The organism is Streptomyces sp. NPDC050263 (assembly GCF_040655955.1).
GTDB lineage: Bacteria > Actinomycetota > Actinomycetes > Streptomycetales > Streptomycetaceae > Streptomyces.
Map to the genome: position 1 here is coordinate 1 of NZ_JBFAKW010000021.1, position 17,578 is coordinate 17,578.

A 17,578-nucleotide genomic window follows, 5' to 3' on the forward strand; every position below is an offset into this window, starting at 1 on the left:
AAGTACGTCCAGTACGAGGACTTCCGGCCGGCACGCCGAGAGCACGCACCGGACGCCGCTCCTTGACGGGCGAACGTTGCCTGCCGCGGCACTAGCGAGCCCGCTCGCGGCGGCCGGGGCCGAGCGCAGCGCCGGTGAGGTCACGCCGATGCCGAGCCTGATGCGGCTGGTGGCCTTCGCACACAGGCTCAAGGCGACGAAGGGGTCGCCGTGGACCATCGGGGTGTCGTTGACCCAGAAGCTGTGCAAGCCCAACTCCTCGGCCCGCACGGCGAGGTCCTCCACACCGGGCTGCGCGGCGACGACGACGCCTGCACGCATCAGAACCTCCAAGGTGCGAGGATCGAATCGAACCTGCTCAGCATGGCAGGTCCCGGCCCAGGGCCGTTGCGGAGTCGCGTGATCTCGCAGCGTCGCAGGGCGGGGTGGCCGTGCCTGACGCAACGAAACCCCGCTGACGCAGATGACCTCCCCGAGTCGTCTTCCTTGCCGGTTTCTGTGCGTCCCCTGCCGCTCGCGCGATCTGTACACGCAATTCCGCAAGCCGATGCCGTGCTGTCGTCCCCACTCGGCGGCGGGGCGAGCGGCGGCCCGTGAGCGCCGCCGCTGCCGTCGCCGACGGGCCACCGCCCCTGCGCGGCCCGGGACATCCGAGGCGGCCTACTTGAGTTCCGCCAGGCTCTTCCCGACGCTCGCCAGAGTCCCCGGCTCGCCGTAGTCGCCCGTGAACCTGTACGAGGCGATGCCGCAGCGGTAGGCGCCGCGGTTGGGGGCGAAGTCGGCGGGCTGCCAGCCGTCGGGGGTCGCCTTCTCGATGTTCATGCACTTCACGGGGGAGTCCTGGACGGACACGTTCACCGGCGCCTGGATGCCGCCGCCGGTCCATGCGGTCTCCTTGCGGGCCGCGTCGTGGACGCAGCGGCGGGTGAGCTTCTCGCCGCAGGCCGTGGCCGACTTGGCGAACAGCAGCCAGGCGGAGAACGCCTTCACCGCCGGCAGGGTCACCTTGGCCCCGTGCGCGTACCTGTCGAACAGGTCGAGCACCTGTTGCGTCGCGGGGCTCGACGATGCCTTCTCCATCGGGTGGATCCCGCTGACGTCGGCGAGGTTGTTCTGGGCGGCCAGTACCCGCGGGCCGGCGAGTTCGAGGAACGCCGGGCCGTAGGCATTGCTGTTCGCGTCGATCCAGTCGAGCTTGTAGTTCATGGCGGTGAGCTCCTGCTCCAGCTTCGCCAGCGAGGTGAAGTCGCCCATGAACACCAGGCCCTTGACCTTCTTGTCCTTGATCGCCTGGGCGTACGGTGTCCAGTTGGTGACACCGGAGGTCGGATACAGGTCGGAGTAGGCGAGCTTCACATGCCGCGCCTTGAAATACTCCGTGCGCTGGTCGAGGGAGGTCCGGGTGACGGGGGAGTCGCCGGAGATGATGCCGACGGCGTCCGCCGAGTGCGGATAGGCCTCCTTGATCAGCCAGTCGTAGAAGCCCGCGTACCGGAAGTACGAGGGGCCGCCGGCCTGTATCGACAGCTGCAGCTCCGACCCCTCGTTCACGTGCTGGACGGTCTGCGCGGGGAAGTCCGGCAGCAGGCAGGAGAGGCGGTCCTTCACTCCCAGGCCGTCGAGGCCGGCGCCTCCGCCGACCAGCGCGAAGTCGGCGCGACAGGCCTCGTCGACCCGCTGGCGGACCTCCAGCATCCTGGTGTCGCGGACGGTCGGCACGATCTTGCGCCCGTTGATGCCGCCGGCCTCGTTGCACCAGGACGTGAACGCCTTGGCCGCGTCGCCGAATTCGGTGTTCTTGCTCAAGCCGACGTCCGACATGACACCGACGTGGATCTCCTTCCCGGTGACCCCCTGGGCCGGCGAGCCGCTCGGGTCACCGGGGCCGCACACGTTCTTGAGATCGCCGAAGTCACCCGACGCGACGACCGTGCCCGCGGTCGCCGCGGCCTTCTCACCGGGCTCGGAGTCGCCGCGGCCGGGGCTGTCGCCGCGGGTGGAGCATCCGGCCGCGCACAGCGCGGCCACCATCGTCAGGGCGGTGATGGTCCTCTGAGGTCTCATGGACTGTCCTGCCTTTCGGATCGGGGGCTGACGGGGCATGCGTCCTTGGGCATGCGCGTGAGCGCGGAACCGTGTGGAGGTCAGCCGCCGCGTGCCGCCACCAGCGCGCCGCGATTCACCTTGGTCGCCGCGCTGCGCGGGATGGCGTCGACGAACTCGGTCGTCTTGGGCAGCTTGTACGCGGCGAGACGGCCCCGCGCGTACGCGACGACCTCGTCGTGGGAGGGCGGCGCGGCGGGGTCGGCGGGCTCGATCAGCGCGTGCACCCGGCGCCCCCACTCGGGGTCGCGCAGTCCGATGACGACGACGTCGGCGATGCCGGGGTGGTCGACGAGGGCGGCCTCGACCTCGGCCGGGAAGATGTTCGCGCCGCCACTGATGATCATGTCGACGCGGCGGTCGAGGAGGTGGAGATAGCCGTCCTCGTCGAGGTGTCCCACGTCCCCGGCGGTCTGGAATCCGTCGGGCGTCGCCCTCAGGCTCGGGGCGCCGCCCAGGTACTCGTATCCGTGGTAGCTCGGGGAGCGCAGGTAGATGTCGCCGGCCTCGCCGACGGGCAGGTCCTTGCCGTCGGCATCCAGGATGCGCAACTCGGTGGAGCGCAGCGGCCGTCCGACACTGCCCTGGTGGGTCATCCACTCGTCGGCGCGCAGGGCGGTGATGCCGAGCCCCTCGGTCATGCCGTACGCCATGACGATGCGCTCGGCCCCGATCAGGCCCGCCCACCGGTGCACGAGCGTCGGCGGCATGGGCGCCGCGCCCTGCAGGATCCACTCCAGGCCGGACAGGTCGCGGTCGTCGATGCCGGGCAGGTCCGCGATGCGTTGCAGCATCGTGGGTGTGGCGGTGAACGTGGTGACCCGGTGGCGTTCGACGGTGTCGACGACGCGGGCGGCGTCGAACTTCTCCATGACCACGAGCCGGTCGCCCTCGAACAGGCCGAAGAGCGTGGTGAATCCGTTGGCGTGGTACATCGGCGCGAGCACGAGGATCGTCTGCGGCCGGGGTACCGGTGTCCAGGCCTGCATCAGAGGTGTGCTGAACGCCGGGTCGTGCACGGCCGGCCGGCCGGTGAGGATGACCTTCGGCGTGCCGGTGGAGCCGCTGCTGCAAATGCCGTGCGCGTGCGGGGAGACGACGTCCGGCAGTTCGGGGACCGGTGCGCCCGCCGTCGCGTCGATCCACGTCAGATCGTCGGTGCCCAGGTGCACGGGCGCCCGTACCACCTCGCGCAGCCGGGCCAGCTCCCACTCGGGCAGATCCCAGCGCACCGGCACCGGCGCCGCCCCGAGCTTCCACGCGGCGAACACCCCGAGGACCAGCTGTGGAGAGTTTTGCAACGCCAGGGAGAGGCGGTCGCCCATGCCGAGACCCCGCGCTGCCAGCGCCCCGGCCAACTGGTCCGAACGGCGGTCCAACTCCCGCCAACTGAACGCGGATTCGGTGCCGTCCGGGTGGACGTGGCGCAGTACCTCGGCGCCCGAACACGACGCCGCGAGCTTCCTGATGAGTTGGGCGATGCCCGTTCCGCTCTCCATTGCCGTTCTCCTCCGCGGTGTCGCCCAGTGGGCTTCGAGGGGCTCTCGTGGCGGGCTCGACGTCAGACGCCGAGCAGGCCGAAGCTGTCGTGCCGCGCCACGGCGAGGGCGATCCGTCCCGCATGGCGCTCGGTGATCGGCCGGTCCACGGCCCGGGTGATGCCCCACAGGAAGAAGCCGTAGGGCAGATGCGCCCGATACACCCACCACGCCTCGTCCCGGCCGGGCGGTGCACCGCCGTGCGCGGCCAGGCGGTCGAGGTAGTGGTCGAGCAACTCCCGCTCACTGCCGGCGAGTTCGTCCGGATGGAGGACCGCTGCCAGGTGGTAGCCGACGTCGAGTGCCCACACGCCGTACTGGACCACCTGCCAGTCGATCAGGCCGGGGGCTCCGTCGGCCGTGGCATAGACGTTGCCGGTGTGCACGTCGCCGTGCACGAGACAGCGCGGATGCCGGGGGGAGAGGTCCGCGAGCGCGCCCATCGCGGCGAGCAACCGGTCGGCGCAGCGCACCTTCGTCGGGATGTCCGGTGCCCGGCCGTCGTCGAGCTGGGTCTGCAACTGCTCGGGGCCCATGTGGCGGGCGAGCGAGGCGAGTCGGGGCGCGAAGGTGGTCGCCAGGTCGGCGCCCGGGGCCTCGCGCCCCCTCGCGCCGTCCCAGGTCGCGGCGTGCAGGGCGGCCAACTGGTCGAGCGTGCCCGCCGCCTGGTCACGGCCGAAGCCCATCAGGGGGTCGCCGAACCGGGCGCCGGCCACCACCAGGTCGTGCATCAGAAGCAGTGGATGTCCGGTCTCCTCGTCCACCTCGGCGTGTACGTACGGCGGCGTGCGCACCGGAAGCGACGCGGCGAGCAGCCGGTAGAAGTCGACCTCGGCGCGCGATGAGCCGCGTCGGCGCGCCGCCGGGTTGAAGTACGCCTTGGCGCACAGGGCGGGCGGCGCGTCCGAGGCCGCCCCGGACGCGTAGGAGACGTCGAAGCGCACCTTGGTGGCGACCGTCTCGATCCGCTCGGTCACGTCGGTGGCGGTGACGACGGCGCCGGGGTGCCGCCGCCGCAGTACGGCGGTGAGCCAGGAGGGCGAGAGGGCCACCGCCTCGTCGTGCGGCGCGGGGCCGCCGGGAAGGCTCATGACGACCCCATGGATCCGGTCCGGCCGAGCAGTCGGCACGAGCGCTCGATGAACGGGTTCGGGCGTCCGGCGGCGGGCAGCCGCATCGAACGGCGGGCGTGCAGCGCCAGGAGGCCCGCCTTCAGGCCGGCGAACACCTCCTGCCAGTGCAGGTGTTCCACCGGACTGCCCGTCAACTCCTGCCAGAGACCGAGGGTTTCCTGCCGGGTGCCGAGCCCGTCGAGTCGCGGTACGCCGTGCTCGACGCTGTGGATGTCGTCGAAGAGCAGCCACCACCCGAGATCGGCCATCGGCCCGGCGAGCGAGGCCTGCTCCCAGTCCATGACCCCGACGATCCGGTAGTCGCCGCCGAACATCATGTTCCCGATCCGGGCGTCACCCCACGACAGGCCGGGTGTCGAGACGGGCGGCCGGTGCTCGCTCACCCAGTCGAAGAGTTCGTGCACCGTGTCCGGGATCTCGTCCTTCAGGGCCCAGGACGCGAACTGCCGCCAGTACGTGAGCTGTTGCTCGTCACCGGGTGCGCCCTGGCCGGGGTCGTGGAGGAAGGAGAACTCCTCCATGGGTGCGCCGTGGACGGCTGCGAGCTGGCGTACCGCCTCCTCCCACAGGATCCGACGCTCACCGGGCGTCGCCTCGGTCAGCCACCCCGTCGCGTTGTACACGGGCATGCTCACCGGCACCCGGCCGCGCATCCGGCGCATGATGTAGAACGGCCGGCCCAGCAGGGCGGGATCGTCCTCGAACCACAGTGCCTCGGGGACCCGCACCGTGCCGAGGCGGCGGAGCGCGACCAGCATCTCGTACTGGCGCCAGAACTGCGGTTCGAAGAACATCTGGTGCTCGGGCGCGGGCGCCACCCGCAGGACGAGTTCGTCGTCGCGGCCCGCGGACCGGGCGTCGAAGAGAATCGTCTCGTTCGAGACGCCGGCGCCCAGCGGGTACGCCAGGTTCTCGATCCGTATGTCGTCGACGCCGAGCCGGGCCGCCAGCCACGGACCGAGCGCTCGCGCCGCGGCGTCGAGGTCGCGGCCCTTGGCGAAGACAGGGGCTTCGCTCATCCTTGCTCCACCTCCTCGGACTCGGAGGGGCCGCCGAACGCGGCCAGACAGAACGCCCACAGGCGCCCGGCGACGTCCTCGACCGGTTCGTGCGCGGTCGCGAACGCGTAGTGGTGGTAGACGGACGTGACCAGCTTCATGGCGAACCACGCGCCGTGGGCCGGGTCCCTGGGCCGCAGCAGCCCCTGGGCGACGGCCTCCGCAAGCTCCTGTGCGACGAGGTCGTCGAACGGCTGGGCGATCCGCGCCATCTCGTCGGGGAAGAGCTGGTGCAGCCGCCAGTGCTCGGCGGTGATGAACCGGGGCCCGGTGCGGTCGCCGCCGTCGCGGAGCGCGTCGAGGGTCCTGGTGATGTAGTGGCGCAGGCGGGTCACCGGGTCCGGGAGCCGCCGCGCCTCGGTCCGCATGCGCGTGGCCTGCTCGGCGATGATCTCCTCGACGAGCGTCAGCAGAATGTGGTCCTTGCTGGGGAAGTGCCGGTAGATGGTCTGCAGCGCGACGCCGGACTCCCTCGCCAACTCCTGGGTCGTGAAGGCGCTTCCCTTCTCCTGGACGAGCCGGTGCGCGGCTCGCAGGATCACCTGCGCCTGCTGGACGCTGCGCGCCCGCGACCGTCGCACCGAGGGGGAGCGGTCGGCCGCGTGGTCCGCCCAGGTCGTGTTCGGATTCGACATGTGGATGTTCCTACGTTTCCGTGGTGGGGGTCAGCACCACGACGGGGATGATGCGTTCGGTACGCGTCCGGTAGGCGTCGTAGTTGGGCCAGTAGCCGACAACGGTCTGCCACAGGAGCGGCCGTTCGGCGGCGCCCGCGGTGCGCGCGACGACCGGGATGTGCGCGCCCTTGACCTGGATCTCGGCCTCGGGGTGCGCCAGCAGGTTCAGGTACCACGAGGGATGCTTCGCCGCCCCGCCGGCCGAGGCGACGACCAGGTAGTCGTCGCCGTTCCGCCCGAAGATCAGGGCCTTGGTGCGGGACGCGCCCGTCCTGCGCCCCTTGGTGGTCAGCAGCAGAACGGGGACGCCGTTCCACTCGTAGCCGATCTCGCCGTCGCTCTCCCGGTAGCGGGCCACGTGCTCGGCGCCGACCAGCGCCAAGTCGGGCTTCTGGTAGCCGGGTTCACTCATGTCCGAGCCTTTCGTCCGGGGTGGGGCGCGTCATCCGAAGACCACCGGGATCTCCGTCGGGCCCCGCTCGTACAGGCCGATGAAGCGTGGCGGTGCGGCGTCCGGATCGAGACGCAGGCCCGGCAGCCGGTCCAGGAGCGCCCCGATGCCGACCTGCATTTCGGCGCGGGCGACATGCATGCCGAGGCAGACGTGCGCGCCGCCGCCGAACGCGAACGACGGGCGCAGCTTGCGGGTGATGTCGAACTCGTCCGGGCGGTCCCAGCGGGCCGGGTCCCGGTTGGCGGCGCCGACGCACAGGTGCAGCACGGAGCCTTCCGGCAGGCGGACGCCGTGGAAGTCGACGTCCCGGGTCACATAGCGGGAGAACATCGGGTCGGTCGGCGTCCAGCGCAGCGCCTCCTCGATCGCCGGGCGCAGCAGCGCGCGGTCCTCGCGCACGGCCTGAAGCACGTGGGGCCGCTGCAGGAGCGCGGTGAGCGTGATGCCCATCTGTTTCCAGGTCGTGCCGGATCCCGCGGTGAGCAGCAGCACCGCGAAGGAGTAGATCTCGGCGTCGGAGAGCCGGTGCGTGACGCCGTCTTCGCCGGTCGTCCCGGCCGCCACGAGAACGCTGATGAGATCGTCGCGCGGAGCCTCGCGGCGGGCCGCCACGATCGGCGCGAGGATCTCGGCGATGGCCTGCGGATCGCGCAGCGCGGCGCGGATGTCGAGGGCCCGCTCCACCGGGACGCCGAAGCTGCCGGTGATGGTGAGCACCGGGATGGCGGCGCAGAAGTCCACGTTGAGTTCGGCGCGGCCGTCCCCGGCGAAGCCGTCGATGAGCAGGTCGACGGTCTGCTCGATCCAGTTGCGGATCCACCACTGGGCCTTGCCGGGTACGAACGACGGTTGGACGAGCGAGCGGTAGCGGCGGTGCTGGGTGCCCCCCATGGACAGCATGCTGTTCTGCGCGGCGAGTCGACCGGTGCGCGGGTCGATGGGGGTGGGTGAGGCGGCGAACACCTCGGGATCGCGGTAGGCCTCGTCGCACGCGGCGTAGCTGAACGCGGAGAAGTGCGGGCGGTCGGGATACGGCAGCCCCTGGAAGTGCGCGGGCCCGTCGTAGCCGGTCAGTTCGTGCACCGTTCCCGGGTGGACGGGGGCCTCGGCGCGCAGGCGGTGCCAGGCAGGGTAGGGATCGCCGCGGTAACCGCCGCCGACGTGGGCCAGATAGGCGCCGCGCAGGTCGAACAGCTCGCGGACGCGGTCGCGGTCGAGGGACGTGGGTGTCGTCATGGGGTCACCTCGCCACGTATCCGCCGTCGACGGGCAGGACGACGCCGGTGAGGTTGGCGGCCCGGTCGGAGACCAGGAACACGGCGGCCTCAGCGCAGTCCTCGGCGGTGATGGCCCGGCCCAACGGGTGGCTGGAGGCGACCTGCCGGACCGTCTTCTCCATGGTCTCGGCGTCGGCGTCCAGGCCGCCCGCCGCCATGAAGTCGGTGAGCGGCATGCCCGCGGGACCGATGGCGTTGGCGCGGATGCCGAAGGGGGCGCCCTCGATCGCGACGGCCCGTGTGAGCTGGTGTACGGCGCCCTTGGTGGCGCCGTACACGGAGCCGCCCCAGGCGACGAGGCCCGCGACGGAGCCGGTGTTGAGGACGACTCCGCCGTGCCCCTGCCGCTTGAACTGGAGGACGGCGTGCTTGCAGCCGTGGAACACGCCGGCGAGGTTGACGCCGACGAGGCGCCGGAAGTCCTCGGCGGTGTGGTCCTCAAGTCGCGCGCCGAGCCGTGGGGTCGGGATGCCCGCGTTGTTGAAGACGATGTCGAGCCGGCCGAAGCGGTCGACGGCCGCCGCGACGGCTGCCGCGACCTCCTCCTCGCGGGAGACGTCGCAGACGAAGGGCGTGGCGGACCCGCCGGCCTTCTCGATCCGGCGCGCCGTCTCCTCGGCGGTGTCGGCGCGGATGTCGGCGCAGAGGACGTGGGCGCCTTCCTCCGCGAAGCGCAGCGCGGACGCTGCGCCCACTCCGGATCCAGCGCCCGTGACGATCGCGGTCTTCTCGGCGAGCAGCATGGGGGTCACCGCCTTTCGTTGTCGGCTACGGGTGGTTCGGTCGCGTCGTCCGTCCAGCGCAGGGCCCGCGTCGGACACCCCTCGACGGCCGTCCGTACCGTGTCGAGCGGTTCGGGCGGGCCGACGACCACGGCCTTCGCCTCCTCGTCGTGGGCGAAGGTGTCCGGCGCGTACACGACGCAGACGCCGGAGCCGAGGCAGCTGTCCCGGTCGACGGCGACCTTCCAGGCGGCCATCTCAGGCCTTCGCCAAGGCGGGTGGCTCCGCCGGGGTGAACCGGTAGAGGCGCTCGGCGTTGCCGCGCAGGATCTTGTACTGCCGCTCGGACGACAGGTGCGCGATACGGCTCTTGACGAGGCCGATGCAGTCCGGCCAGGTCGAGTCGGAGTGCGGATAGTCGGTCTCGCACATGATGTTGTCCTCACCGATCTCGTCGATGCTGGCGAGGCCGTGCACGTCGTCGATGAAGCAGCCGTGGATGTGGTCGCGGAAGGTGGCGCGGATGTCGAGGGTGTCGAGGTCGACGACGTCGCTGCCCGCGTGGTCGTTGAACCGGACGCCCCGCTTGACCCAGTGCCGCTGCGTGTCGAGGACCTGCTCGGCGCGCTCGAGGAAGTACGGCATCCAGCCGATCTCGCCCTCCGACAGCGCGATCTTGAGGTTGGGGTAGCGCTGGAACATGCCGCTGAACAGCCAGGACAGCATGGCCCCCGAGGTACGGGTCGCACCCCAGGCGAGGTTGGCGAGGAACGGGGCGTCGGGCGCGATCTGCGGCACCGTCGAGGACGAGCCGACGTGCATCGACACGACCATCCCGAGGTCGTTCGCCGCGGCCATCACGGGGTCCCAGTAGCGGTTCTTGTCGTGGATGGTGGGCAGGCCCAGCGGGGCGGGGTTCTCCGAGAACGCGAACGTGGTCGCGCCCTTGGCGGCGCAGCGCTCCAGCTCCTTCGCCGCGAGGGCCGGGTCCCAGAGGGGGATGAGCACCAGGGGGATGTAGCGGCCGGGAGCGGCCGCGCACCACTCCTCGATGATCCAGTCGTTGTAGGCCTTGAGGCAGGTGAGGCCGAACTCGCGGTCGCTCGCCTCCATGAACAGCTGCCCGCAGAAACGGGTGACCGTGGGGAAGCACAGCGAGGCGAGGATCCCGGCCCGGTTCATGTCCTCGATGCGGGCCTTCGGGTCGTAGCACCCGGGCCGCATCTCGCTGTAGGGCAGCGGCTCGGGGCTGAACTCCTCCTTCGACTTGCCGACCACGGCGCTCAGACCGGAGCTGGGGAACCGCTTGCCGTCGTAGACCCAGCAGTCCATGCCCGTGTCGTCCGTCACCATGTGCGGAGCCCGGTCGCGGTCGGCCTTCGGGACGCGGTCCACCCACAGACGGGGCGGTTCGAGGATGTGGTCGTCGACGGAGATCAGCCAGTCGAGCGCGCGGTCGGGCGCGCTGTCGGGCGCGACGACGGGTGCGATGTCTGTGGACACGAGTGCTCCTTCACGTCGGGTGGTACTCGTCCAAGTCGGGCAGCGGTCAACGTCGGGCAGCGGTCAACGGAGTTCGCCGATCACCAGGTGCTTGACCTCCTGGAACGCGCGGATGCCGTCGGACCCGCGCTCGCGGCCGAGGCCGCTCTGCTTGTAGCCGCCGCCGGGGGCGTAGGCGCTGAACACCGCGGTGTTGACGTTGACCGCACCGGTGCGCAGGCGTCGGGCCACCGCGGTCGCTGCCGCGGTGTCGGCCCCGTACACCTGGCCGGAGAGGCCGTAGGGGGTGTCGTTGGCCATGCGTACGGCGTCGTCGACGTCCCGGTAGCCGAGCACCGCGATGACGGGGCCGAAGATCTCTTCCTGGGCGGCGGGGTTGTCGTTGCCGGGCAGATCGAGGACGGTCGGCTCGAAGTAGTGGCCGGCCTTGAGCCCCTGCGGGCGGACGCCGCCGCGCACCACCGTGCCGCCGGACTCGGTGGCGAGGGCGACGAACCGCTCGCAGCGCTCCAGCTGCGCCGCGCTGATCACGGGCCCCAGGGTGGTGCGCGGATCGGTCGGGTCGCCGACGACGAGGCCGGCGTACGCGTCGCCGACGGCGTCGAGGACTTCGGCCTTGCGGCGCTCGGGTACGAGCATGCGGGTGGCTGCGACGCAGGCCTGGCCCGCGGTGGCCGCGACCACGGCGACCGCACCGGCGGCGGCCCTGCCCACGGCGTCGTCGAGGTAGATCTGCGCCGACTTGCCACCGAGTTCGAGGGCCACCCGCTTCACCGTCGGGGCGGCCTGCGCGAGGATGCGGCGGCCGACCGCGGTGGACCCGGTGAACGAGACCATGTCGACGGCCGGGTGGCTGGTCAGGAGTTCGGCGCCGGCCGCGCCGCCCTCCACCACGACGCTCAGGACGCCGGGCGGCAGTCCGGCCGTGTCCGCCGCGGCGCCGAACACAAGGGACGAGAGCGGCGTCAGCGGGCTGGGCCGCAGGATCACGGAGTTGCCCGCGATCAGGGCCGGGACGATCTTCTGGAGCGCCATCACGATCGCCCCGTTGTACGGCGTGATGGCCGTGACCACGCCGACCGGCTCGTGCCGCTGGACGCTGAGCGCGACCCGGCCGCGCACCAGCTCGTCGACGGGCACCGGGGTCGCCGCCTCGTGCGGCATCGACAGATACAGGTCGATCGCCCCGCGTGCCACCGCCAACCCGCCCTGCAGCTGGGCGCGTTCGGCGAACGCGGTCGGCTGCCCCGCCTCGGCGACCATCGTGGCGACCAGGGCGTTGCGGCAGGCTTCGACGTGGTCGAGGAAGGTGTACAGGATCCGGGCACGCTCGGCGGCCGGGACGTCCGACCACACGCCACGTTCGAAGCTGTCGCGCGCCTCGACGACGGCGCGCTCGATCTCGGGAAGCGGTGTCACCGACACGTCGGCCACGTGCGACTCGTCGGCGGGGTTCTCGACTGCGAGCCACTGCTCGCCCTCGACCCAATCTCCGGCCACGTACGAGCGCCGCTCCGGGATGATGTCACTCACGCTCTCGCCCCTTTCGCGCTTCGAAGCAGCGCTGTTTTGCGTGCCGTTCGGGTGTGCGGGCCCCGGATCACCAGGGCAGTGCGCTGTACACGACGGCGCCCCCGTAGTGGGGCGAGGAGTGGCATGCGAGGCCGAACTCAGCCTGTGCGCGCTGCCGTTCACCGGCCCGGCCCGACAACTGGAGGTAGCACTCCAGCATCTGGGGGATCCCGTGCATGCGCCCGTTGCCGAGGGAGCCCCCGCCGCTGAGCACGGGCAGGGCCCCGGGGACGTCGCTGTCGATGCCTCCGTCCAGGACGAAGCGGTGCGCCTCGCCGACCGGGCAGTAGCCCAGGGCCTCCAGCCAGAAGTACACGAACGGCGAGAACCCGTCGTACAGCTGCGGTACGTCGATGTCGGCGGGCTTGACGCCCGCGTGCTCCCACAGCCGCCGGGCGGTACCGGCACCGCCGGCCATGATGTCGTCGAGCGGCCAGTGCAGCGGAAGGCGGCGCGGGCCCGGCGCGCTGCCGGCATACCCGGCGACGTACACCGGCCGGTGCGGCAGGTCGCGCGCCCGGGCGGCCGACGTGAGCACGAAGGCCGCGACGCCGTCGACCGGGATGTCGCAGTCGTAGCGGCAGATCGGATCGTTGACCATGGGCGCCGCGAGGTACTCCTCGGCGGTCAGCGGCCGTTCGTGCCAGTACGACCACGGGATCCGCGCACCGTTCTTGCGCGCCTCGACCAGGACCGCCGCCATCGCCTCCCGGCCCGCCCCGTAACGCTGCAGGTATTCGTTGTAGGCCAGCCCGATCATCGGCAGCGGCCCGAAGAAGCCCTGCGGCGCCGTCCACTGCTGCGCTCCGCCGAACTCCCGCACCGAGGTGCCGTGATAGCGGGCGCGCGGATTGTGCAGGGCGCGGTGGACGAGGACATGGTCGGCGGCGCCGCTCGCGATCGCGTTGACCGCCATCGCCACCGAGCCGGGGATCTGTCCGATGCCCTGGAACCCGGCGACGTAGCCGGGCTCGGCGCCCAGATGCCCGGCCAGCCATGACGGCGTCACCGTGCTGACACCGTCCTCGGCGGCGTGGTCCCCGGAGGCGGGGAACAGCGCCGAGCCGACGAAGCCGTCCACGTCCTGCGGCGCGAGACCCGCGTCGGCGATCGCCTCGCGGGCGACGGCCACGGCGAGTGCGCCCAAGGGCCGGTCGGCATGTCTGCGGACGGCGCTGTGCGCGTACCCGGCGATCGCCACCTGGCCACCGCTCGCGAACCGCCCGCTCATGACACGTCACCCAGCACGAACGCGGGCACGGCGACACCCGCGCCGACGTCCTCGAAGGCCACCCGCACGCGATCGCCGGCGCGCCACGCGGCGTCGGGGCCGTCGAGCAGCCGTCCGATCATCCGCAGCCCGGCCTGCTCGTCGAGTTCGACGTCGACGAGGACGAAGGGGACCGCCTGCGACAGGCCGGGCAGCGGCGACTGCCGGACCACGGTCCAGGACCGCACCGTGCCCCGGCCGCTCACCGGCTGGTACGTGAAGTCAGGGTCCGTCGTGCGGCAGTGCGGGCAGGTCTGGTCGGGCGGCACGGCGAAGGCTCCGCAGCGACCGCAGCGCGCCAGGGCCAGCACATGCCGGGCGGCCGCCTCCCAGTAGGGTGCCGAGGTTTCGTCGGGCACGGGTACGGGACGCTCGCTCATGTGATCACCCCCGCGTCCTTGAGGCCGACGATGTCCGCCCATCCGTAGCCGAGTTCGAGCAGCACGGATTCGGTGTGCTCACCGTGTTCGGGCGCCCGCCGCAGGGTCGGCGGGCGTTCGTCGAACTGCACGGGGACGGTGGGCATCGCATACGATTCGCCGTCCTCCAGCTCCACCTCGCCGAGGTAGTCGTTGGCCAGCACCTGAGGGTCCGTCAGCAGTTCCTCCACGGCCTGGACGGGCGCCCAGGGCGCGTCGATCCGGGCCAGGAGGTCCTTCCACTCCTCGAAGGTGCGACGGGCGAACTCCGCCTCCAGTTCGGCGACGCACGCCTCCCGGTTCTCACCGCGGGCCCGCAGATCGACGAAGCGCGGATCCGTGGCGAGGTCACCGCGGTCGATGAGTTCGCAGAACTCCCGCCAGTAGCGGTCCCCCTGGAGGAAGACCAGCTGGATGTGGCGCCCGTCCCTGGTCCGGTACGCGCCTACCAGCGGGTTGACCGAACCGCCGCGTCCGGAGACGCCGCGCGGCTGCCCGCCGGCGAGCGCCGAGAGCACGTCGGACGACAGCGTCCACATCGCGGTGGCGAGCAGGGACACGTCCACGACGGACCCCTCACCGGTGCGCTCGCGCCGCAGCAGCGCCCCGGCCACCCCGAACGCGAGCGCCATGGCGCCGTTGCGGTCGCCCATCGCGCCGCGCTGGCTGATCGGGTACTCGCGTTCCGGCGGCGTCAGTACGTGGGCCATCCCGCCCTGTGCCCAGAACGCGGACGAGTCGTACCCGGCCCGGTCGGCGTCGGGGCCGCGGACGCCGTAGCCATGGCCCCGTGCGTAGACGAGCCGGGGGAAGCGCCGGCCGAGTTCTTCGGCGCCGAGCCCGAGGCGGTCCAGGGCGCCGGGCCGCAGGTTGGTGAGGAACACGTCCGCCGTCTCCAGGAGTTGGTCGAGCAGCCGGCGTCCCTCCTCGTGGCGCAGGTCGAGCGCGACGGAGCGCTTGCCGCGGTTGGCGAGCGCCACCGACAGGTTCACGCCGCCGCCGTCGGTTCCGATGCGCTGGGTCGCGAGTGCCCGGTAGGGGTCGCCCTCGGGCCGCTCGACCCGGATGACGTCCGCGCCCCAGTCGGCCAGCAGGGCGCCCGCGACCGGCACGAACACCCACTGCGCCAGTTCGATCACGCGTATTCCGTCGAACGCTTCGCTCCCCATCGAGCGTCTCCCGTCCGCCGCGGTCCGAGACGACCCGGCGTAGCCACAGTAGAGGCGCGATATTTATTTTGGGAAGTGTCATTCTCGTAAATATAGAGTCGCGCTCTTGCTCGGGCCCCGGCCTCGTGTCCATGGCGTGGGGGCCCCTCGGGAGCTGGAGGCGTGGCTGGAGCGCGCGCCGGACCGTGATCGGCGGGTCGGCCGCACAGCAGTGTGGGCCGGGCATCGCCCGGCCCACACCGTTGCGTTCCGACTCTCGGGACTACTTGACGCCGGCGCCGACCAGTCCGCCCAGGCAGAACTCCCAGACCTCCTTGGCGGTGACGGGGGTGGAGTTGCCGTCGGCCGGGACACCCGGAGTCTGGGCGGTGAACATCGCGGTCTGCATCAGGAGGGCGGCGAGCCGGCGCGGCTTGGCCGTGTGCGCGTCCCCCGACTCGACGGCCTGTTCGACCAGTTGGGTGAACACGTCGAGCAGCGGGACGTGGGCCGCGGTCACTTGGGCGGGGTGGGACGCGAGCAGTTGCATGGCGAAGTCGGTGAACAGTGCGCTCTGCTCGTTCGGGCGCGGCTGCGACTCCTTGTAGAGCAGCTCCACCGCGACCCGGAGCCGCTCCAGCGGCTTCTTCTTGGCGGCGGTGGCCTTGCGGATCTCCTCGGCACACCGCGACAGCGAGTCTTCGAACAGGGCGAGCAGGAGCTCGTGTTTGCCGTCGAAGTGCTGGTAGAAGCTGCGCAACGACTGCTTCGAGCGCTCGACCACCTCCTGCACGGTGAAGTCGGTGGTCCCCTTCTCGGCGATCAGCTCTTGGGCCCCGTCCAGAAAGCGCTGGATCCGCTGCTCGGCGCGGAGCTTGGCGGCACGGGTGGACCGATCGACGGCGCGTTGACGCCAGGCGGGCGGGGTGGGTTCGTCGGGGACGGCGTCCATCTGGAGAACGATACTCCACGCATGTGAAAAGCGCGGGTCATCCCCCTACCGAATCACCCACCGCAGGGGAAGAGAGCCATGATCGCTTACGTCGGAAGGGACTGTTCTCCCTGTTTGGTGAGAATCCAATGCGAATAGATCAATCTAGATTCTCTTGTCTGAATAGTTGCTTCGCTGCAATGGAGAATGTAGTTTCCGCCGGAAGCCGAGGTACACCAGTCGAGGTACACCCCCTGAGGAGGACCGTTGCGAAGGCTACTCATCGGCGTGGTCACCGTGCTCGCGGTGCTGCTCGCAGGATGTTCCACCCGCTCGGACTCGAAGAACGCCGGCGCCGAGGAGACGGCGCCCGCCACGGCGGGCGCGTCGCCGATGGCCGGTGGTGCGGACTTCGGGACGCTGAAGGACGTGTGCGGCAGGGGTGAGGCCGGGGCCGGGGGCGCACAGGGCGTCACCGCCGACGACATCAAGACCGGCGTCTTCACCGACGTCAGCTTCAGCAGGATCCCCGACTTCGTGGACGCCGCCAAGGTGTTCACCTCCTGGTGCAACGACAACGGCGGCATCAACGGGCGCAAACTCACCCCCGTCATCCACGACGCGAAGGGCACCGAGGTGCGCCAGCGGATGCAGCAGGCCTGCAAGGAGGACTTCGCGCTGGTCGGCGGGGCGACCGGGCTCGACGGTCTCGGTGCCGAAGACCGGGTGAACTGCCTGCTCCCCGCCTTCGCCGCCCAGTCGAGCATGGCGCCCGCCGTCGGCTCCGACCTCCAGGTGATCGCCTCGGGACCGTACGCGGACTACTTCCAGTACGCCGGTCTCTACAAGTGGCTGTTGACCGAGAAGTACCCGGCGTCGGCCAAGGACGTCGGCATCATCTCCGGTGACAGCCCGGTCACCAAGACGATGTCCGAGCAGTTCAAGGAGTCCATCGCCCAACTCGGCGGCAAGGTCTCCTACACCGAGCTCTACCCCGCCACCGGAGTCTCGGACTGGACGGCGTACGCACAGTCCATCAAGAACAAGAAGGTCAAGGGCCTCGTCTTCCTCGGCGACTTCAGCTCCCTGGCCAAGCTGGAGCAGTCCCTCACCAGCCTCGACTACGCCCTCGACTGGATCGACTCCAACAGCAACTCCTACGGCGCCCCCTTCCTGAAGCTCGCCGGAGCGGCCCTGGGCACCCAGCACAACTACGCCGAACTCTTCGGCACGCACCCCCTGGAGACGTCGTCGCCCGCCGTGGACAGGATCAAGCAGCTGTACGCCGAGTACGCGCCGGACGCATCGGTCAGCTACCTGTCGCTGCGCGCCTTCTCCGCCTGGCTGCTGTTCGCCACCTCGGCCCGCGACTGCGCCGAACTGACCCGCAAGTGCGTCTACGACAACGCCACCAAAATCACCGACTGGACGGCGGGCGGGATCCAGGCGCCGTTCGACCTGTCCCATGCGCACCGGCCGGGCAAGTGCTACTCCATCGTCGAGGCGACCCCCGAGGGCTGGAAGCCGGCCGACTTCGAGCCGGACGACGGCGCCTACCGCTGTGACGCACCGACGCTGAAGTACAAGGGCAAGTACACCAAGCCCGTCACGCTCGCCGACGTCGGGAAGTCGATGTCGGATCTCAAGTGAGGCGCCCTCGCCGGCGGCCCGGCACGGAGGCGAACCCCTCCGTGCCGGGCCGCACCCCTCCCGCACCGCACGGCACGTACGTAGGGTGACAGCGCGGGAACGTTCCTTACGGCAGAAGGTGGG

General features: G+C 71.0%; 17 protein-coding genes. 1 reads left to right on the forward strand and 16 read right to left on the reverse strand.

Going from position 1 to position 17,578, the window contains the following annotated elements; translation table 11 throughout:
- From AB0J04_RS12655 to AB0J04_RS12730, 16 genes are all read right to left on the reverse strand, one after another.
- Positions 1-321 (reverse strand): LLM class flavin-dependent oxidoreductase (locus AB0J04_RS12655; RefSeq protein ID WP_363168360.1); only part of this gene is annotated, 321 nt, incomplete at its 3' end.
- 339 nt (positions 322-660) lie between these two features.
- A complete protein-coding gene (locus AB0J04_RS12660) occupies positions 661-2,064 on the reverse strand; it encodes an ABC transporter substrate-binding protein (RefSeq protein WP_363168361.1) in 1,404 nt (467 codons plus the stop codon).
- A gap of 80 nt (positions 2,065-2,144) precedes the next feature.
- Entirely contained in the window at positions 2,145-3,602 is a 1,458-nt protein-coding gene (locus tag AB0J04_RS12665) for an AMP-binding protein (RefSeq protein WP_363168362.1), read from the reverse strand.
- A gap of 62 nt (positions 3,603-3,664) precedes the next feature.
- Positions 3,665-4,732, reverse strand: a complete 1,068-nt coding sequence (locus AB0J04_RS12670) for a phosphotransferase (RefSeq protein ID WP_363168363.1) — start codon at positions 4,730-4,732, stop codon at positions 3,665-3,667.
- Entirely contained in the window at positions 4,729-5,793 is a 1,065-nt protein-coding gene (locus tag AB0J04_RS12675) for a phosphotransferase family protein (RefSeq protein WP_363168364.1), read from the reverse strand. Before AB0J04_RS12675 ends, AB0J04_RS12670 begins: the two co-directional genes overlap by 4 nt.
- Positions 5,790-6,467 carry a TetR/AcrR family transcriptional regulator gene (locus AB0J04_RS12680; protein ID WP_363168365.1) on the reverse strand — a complete coding sequence of 226 codons (678 nt, stop codon included), beginning with the start codon at positions 6,465-6,467 and terminating at the stop codon, positions 5,790-5,792. The genes AB0J04_RS12675 and AB0J04_RS12680 overlap by 4 nt, the downstream gene beginning before the upstream one ends.
- A 10-nt stretch (positions 6,468-6,477) precedes the next feature.
- Entirely contained in the window at positions 6,478-6,921 is a 444-nt protein-coding gene (locus AB0J04_RS12685; RefSeq protein WP_363168366.1) for a nitroreductase family deazaflavin-dependent oxidoreductase, read from the reverse strand.
- 30 nt (positions 6,922-6,951) lie between these two features.
- Positions 6,952-8,199, reverse strand: coding sequence for a cytochrome P450 (locus AB0J04_RS12690; RefSeq protein WP_363168367.1), 1,248 nt, complete (start codon positions 8,197-8,199; stop codon positions 6,952-6,954).
- Positions 8,200-8,203: 4 nt separating this feature from the next.
- Entirely contained in the window at positions 8,204-8,983 is a 780-nt protein-coding gene (locus tag AB0J04_RS12695) for a glucose 1-dehydrogenase (RefSeq protein ID WP_363168458.1), read from the reverse strand.
- A gap of 5 nt (positions 8,984-8,988) precedes the next feature.
- Positions 8,989-9,219, reverse strand: coding sequence for a ferredoxin (locus tag AB0J04_RS12700; RefSeq protein WP_363168368.1), 231 nt, complete (start codon positions 9,217-9,219; stop codon positions 8,989-8,991).
- Position 9,220: 1 nt separating this feature from the next.
- Positions 9,221-10,465, reverse strand: a complete 1,245-nt coding sequence (locus AB0J04_RS12705; protein WP_363168369.1) for an amidohydrolase family protein — start codon at positions 10,463-10,465, stop codon at positions 9,221-9,223.
- 63 nt (positions 10,466-10,528) lie between these two features.
- Positions 10,529-11,998: an aldehyde dehydrogenase family protein gene (locus tag AB0J04_RS12710; protein ID WP_363168370.1), complete on the reverse strand. Its 1,470-nt coding sequence runs from the start codon at positions 11,996-11,998 to the stop codon at positions 10,529-10,531.
- Between the two features lie 67 nt (positions 11,999-12,065).
- Complete coding sequence (locus AB0J04_RS12715; protein ID WP_363168371.1) at positions 12,066-13,268, reverse strand: thiolase family protein; 1,203 nt, start codon at positions 13,266-13,268, stop codon at positions 12,066-12,068.
- On the reverse strand, positions 13,265-13,687 hold the full coding sequence (locus tag AB0J04_RS12720; RefSeq protein WP_363168372.1) for an OB-fold domain-containing protein: 423 nt from the start codon (positions 13,685-13,687) through the stop codon (positions 13,265-13,267). Before AB0J04_RS12720 ends, AB0J04_RS12715 begins: the two co-directional genes overlap by 4 nt.
- Complete coding sequence (locus tag AB0J04_RS12725) at positions 13,684-14,895, reverse strand: CoA transferase (RefSeq protein ID WP_363168373.1); 1,212 nt, start codon at positions 14,893-14,895, stop codon at positions 13,684-13,686. Before AB0J04_RS12725 ends, AB0J04_RS12720 begins: the two co-directional genes overlap by 4 nt.
- Positions 14,896-15,157: 262 nt before the next feature.
- Positions 15,158-15,826, reverse strand: a complete 669-nt coding sequence (locus AB0J04_RS12730) for a TetR/AcrR family transcriptional regulator (RefSeq protein WP_363168374.1) — start codon at positions 15,824-15,826, stop codon at positions 15,158-15,160.
- 246 nt (positions 15,827-16,072) lie between these two features.
- Between AB0J04_RS12730 and AB0J04_RS12735 the strand changes: the two genes are divergently transcribed.
- Positions 16,073-17,455, forward strand: coding sequence for an ABC transporter substrate-binding protein (locus AB0J04_RS12735; protein WP_363168375.1), 1,383 nt, complete (start codon positions 16,073-16,075; stop codon positions 17,453-17,455).
- The last annotated feature ends 123 nt before the right edge of the window (positions 17,456-17,578 follow it).

Bases quoted from the DNA above. Each gene is read 5' to 3' on its own strand.
- AB0J04_RS12675 (WP_363168364.1), bottom strand. From the start codon at position 5,793: ATGAGCGAAGCCCCTGTCTTCGCCAAGGGCCGCGACCTCGACGCCGCG.
- AB0J04_RS12680 (WP_363168365.1), bottom strand. From the start codon at position 6,467: ATGTCGAATCCGAACACGACCTGGGCGGACCACGCGGCCGACCGCTCC.
- AB0J04_RS12725 (WP_363168373.1), bottom strand. From the start codon at position 14,895: ATGGGGAGCGAAGCGTTCGACGGAATACGCGTGATCGAACTGGCGCAG.
- AB0J04_RS12670 (WP_363168363.1), bottom strand. From the start codon at position 4,732: ATGAGCCTTCCCGGCGGCCCCGCGCCGCACGACGAGGCGGTGGCCCTC.
- AB0J04_RS12665 (WP_363168362.1), bottom strand. From the start codon at position 3,602: ATGGAGAGCGGAACGGGCATCGCCCAACTCATCAGGAAGCTCGCGGCG.
- AB0J04_RS12730 (WP_363168374.1), bottom strand. From the start codon at position 15,826: ATGGACGCCGTCCCCGACGAACCCACCCCGCCCGCCTGGCGTCAACGC.
- AB0J04_RS12715 (WP_363168371.1), bottom strand. From the start codon at position 13,268: ATGAGCGGGCGGTTCGCGAGCGGTGGCCAGGTGGCGATCGCCGGGTAC.
- AB0J04_RS12700 (WP_363168368.1), bottom strand. From the start codon at position 9,219: ATGGCCGCCTGGAAGGTCGCCGTCGACCGGGACAGCTGCCTCGGCTCC.
- AB0J04_RS12685 (WP_363168366.1), bottom strand. From the start codon at position 6,921: ATGAGTGAACCCGGCTACCAGAAGCCCGACTTGGCGCTGGTCGGCGCC.
- AB0J04_RS12660 (WP_363168361.1), bottom strand. From the start codon at position 2,064: ATGAGACCTCAGAGGACCATCACCGCCCTGACGATGGTGGCCGCGCTG.
- AB0J04_RS12720 (WP_363168372.1), bottom strand. From the start codon at position 13,687: ATGAGCGAGCGTCCCGTACCCGTGCCCGACGAAACCTCGGCACCCTAC.
- AB0J04_RS12690 (WP_363168367.1), bottom strand. From the start codon at position 8,199: ATGACGACACCCACGTCCCTCGACCGCGACCGCGTCCGCGAGCTGTTC.
- AB0J04_RS12695 (WP_363168458.1), bottom strand. From the start codon at position 8,983: ATGCTGCTCGCCGAGAAGACCGCGATCGTCACGGGCGCTGGATCCGGA.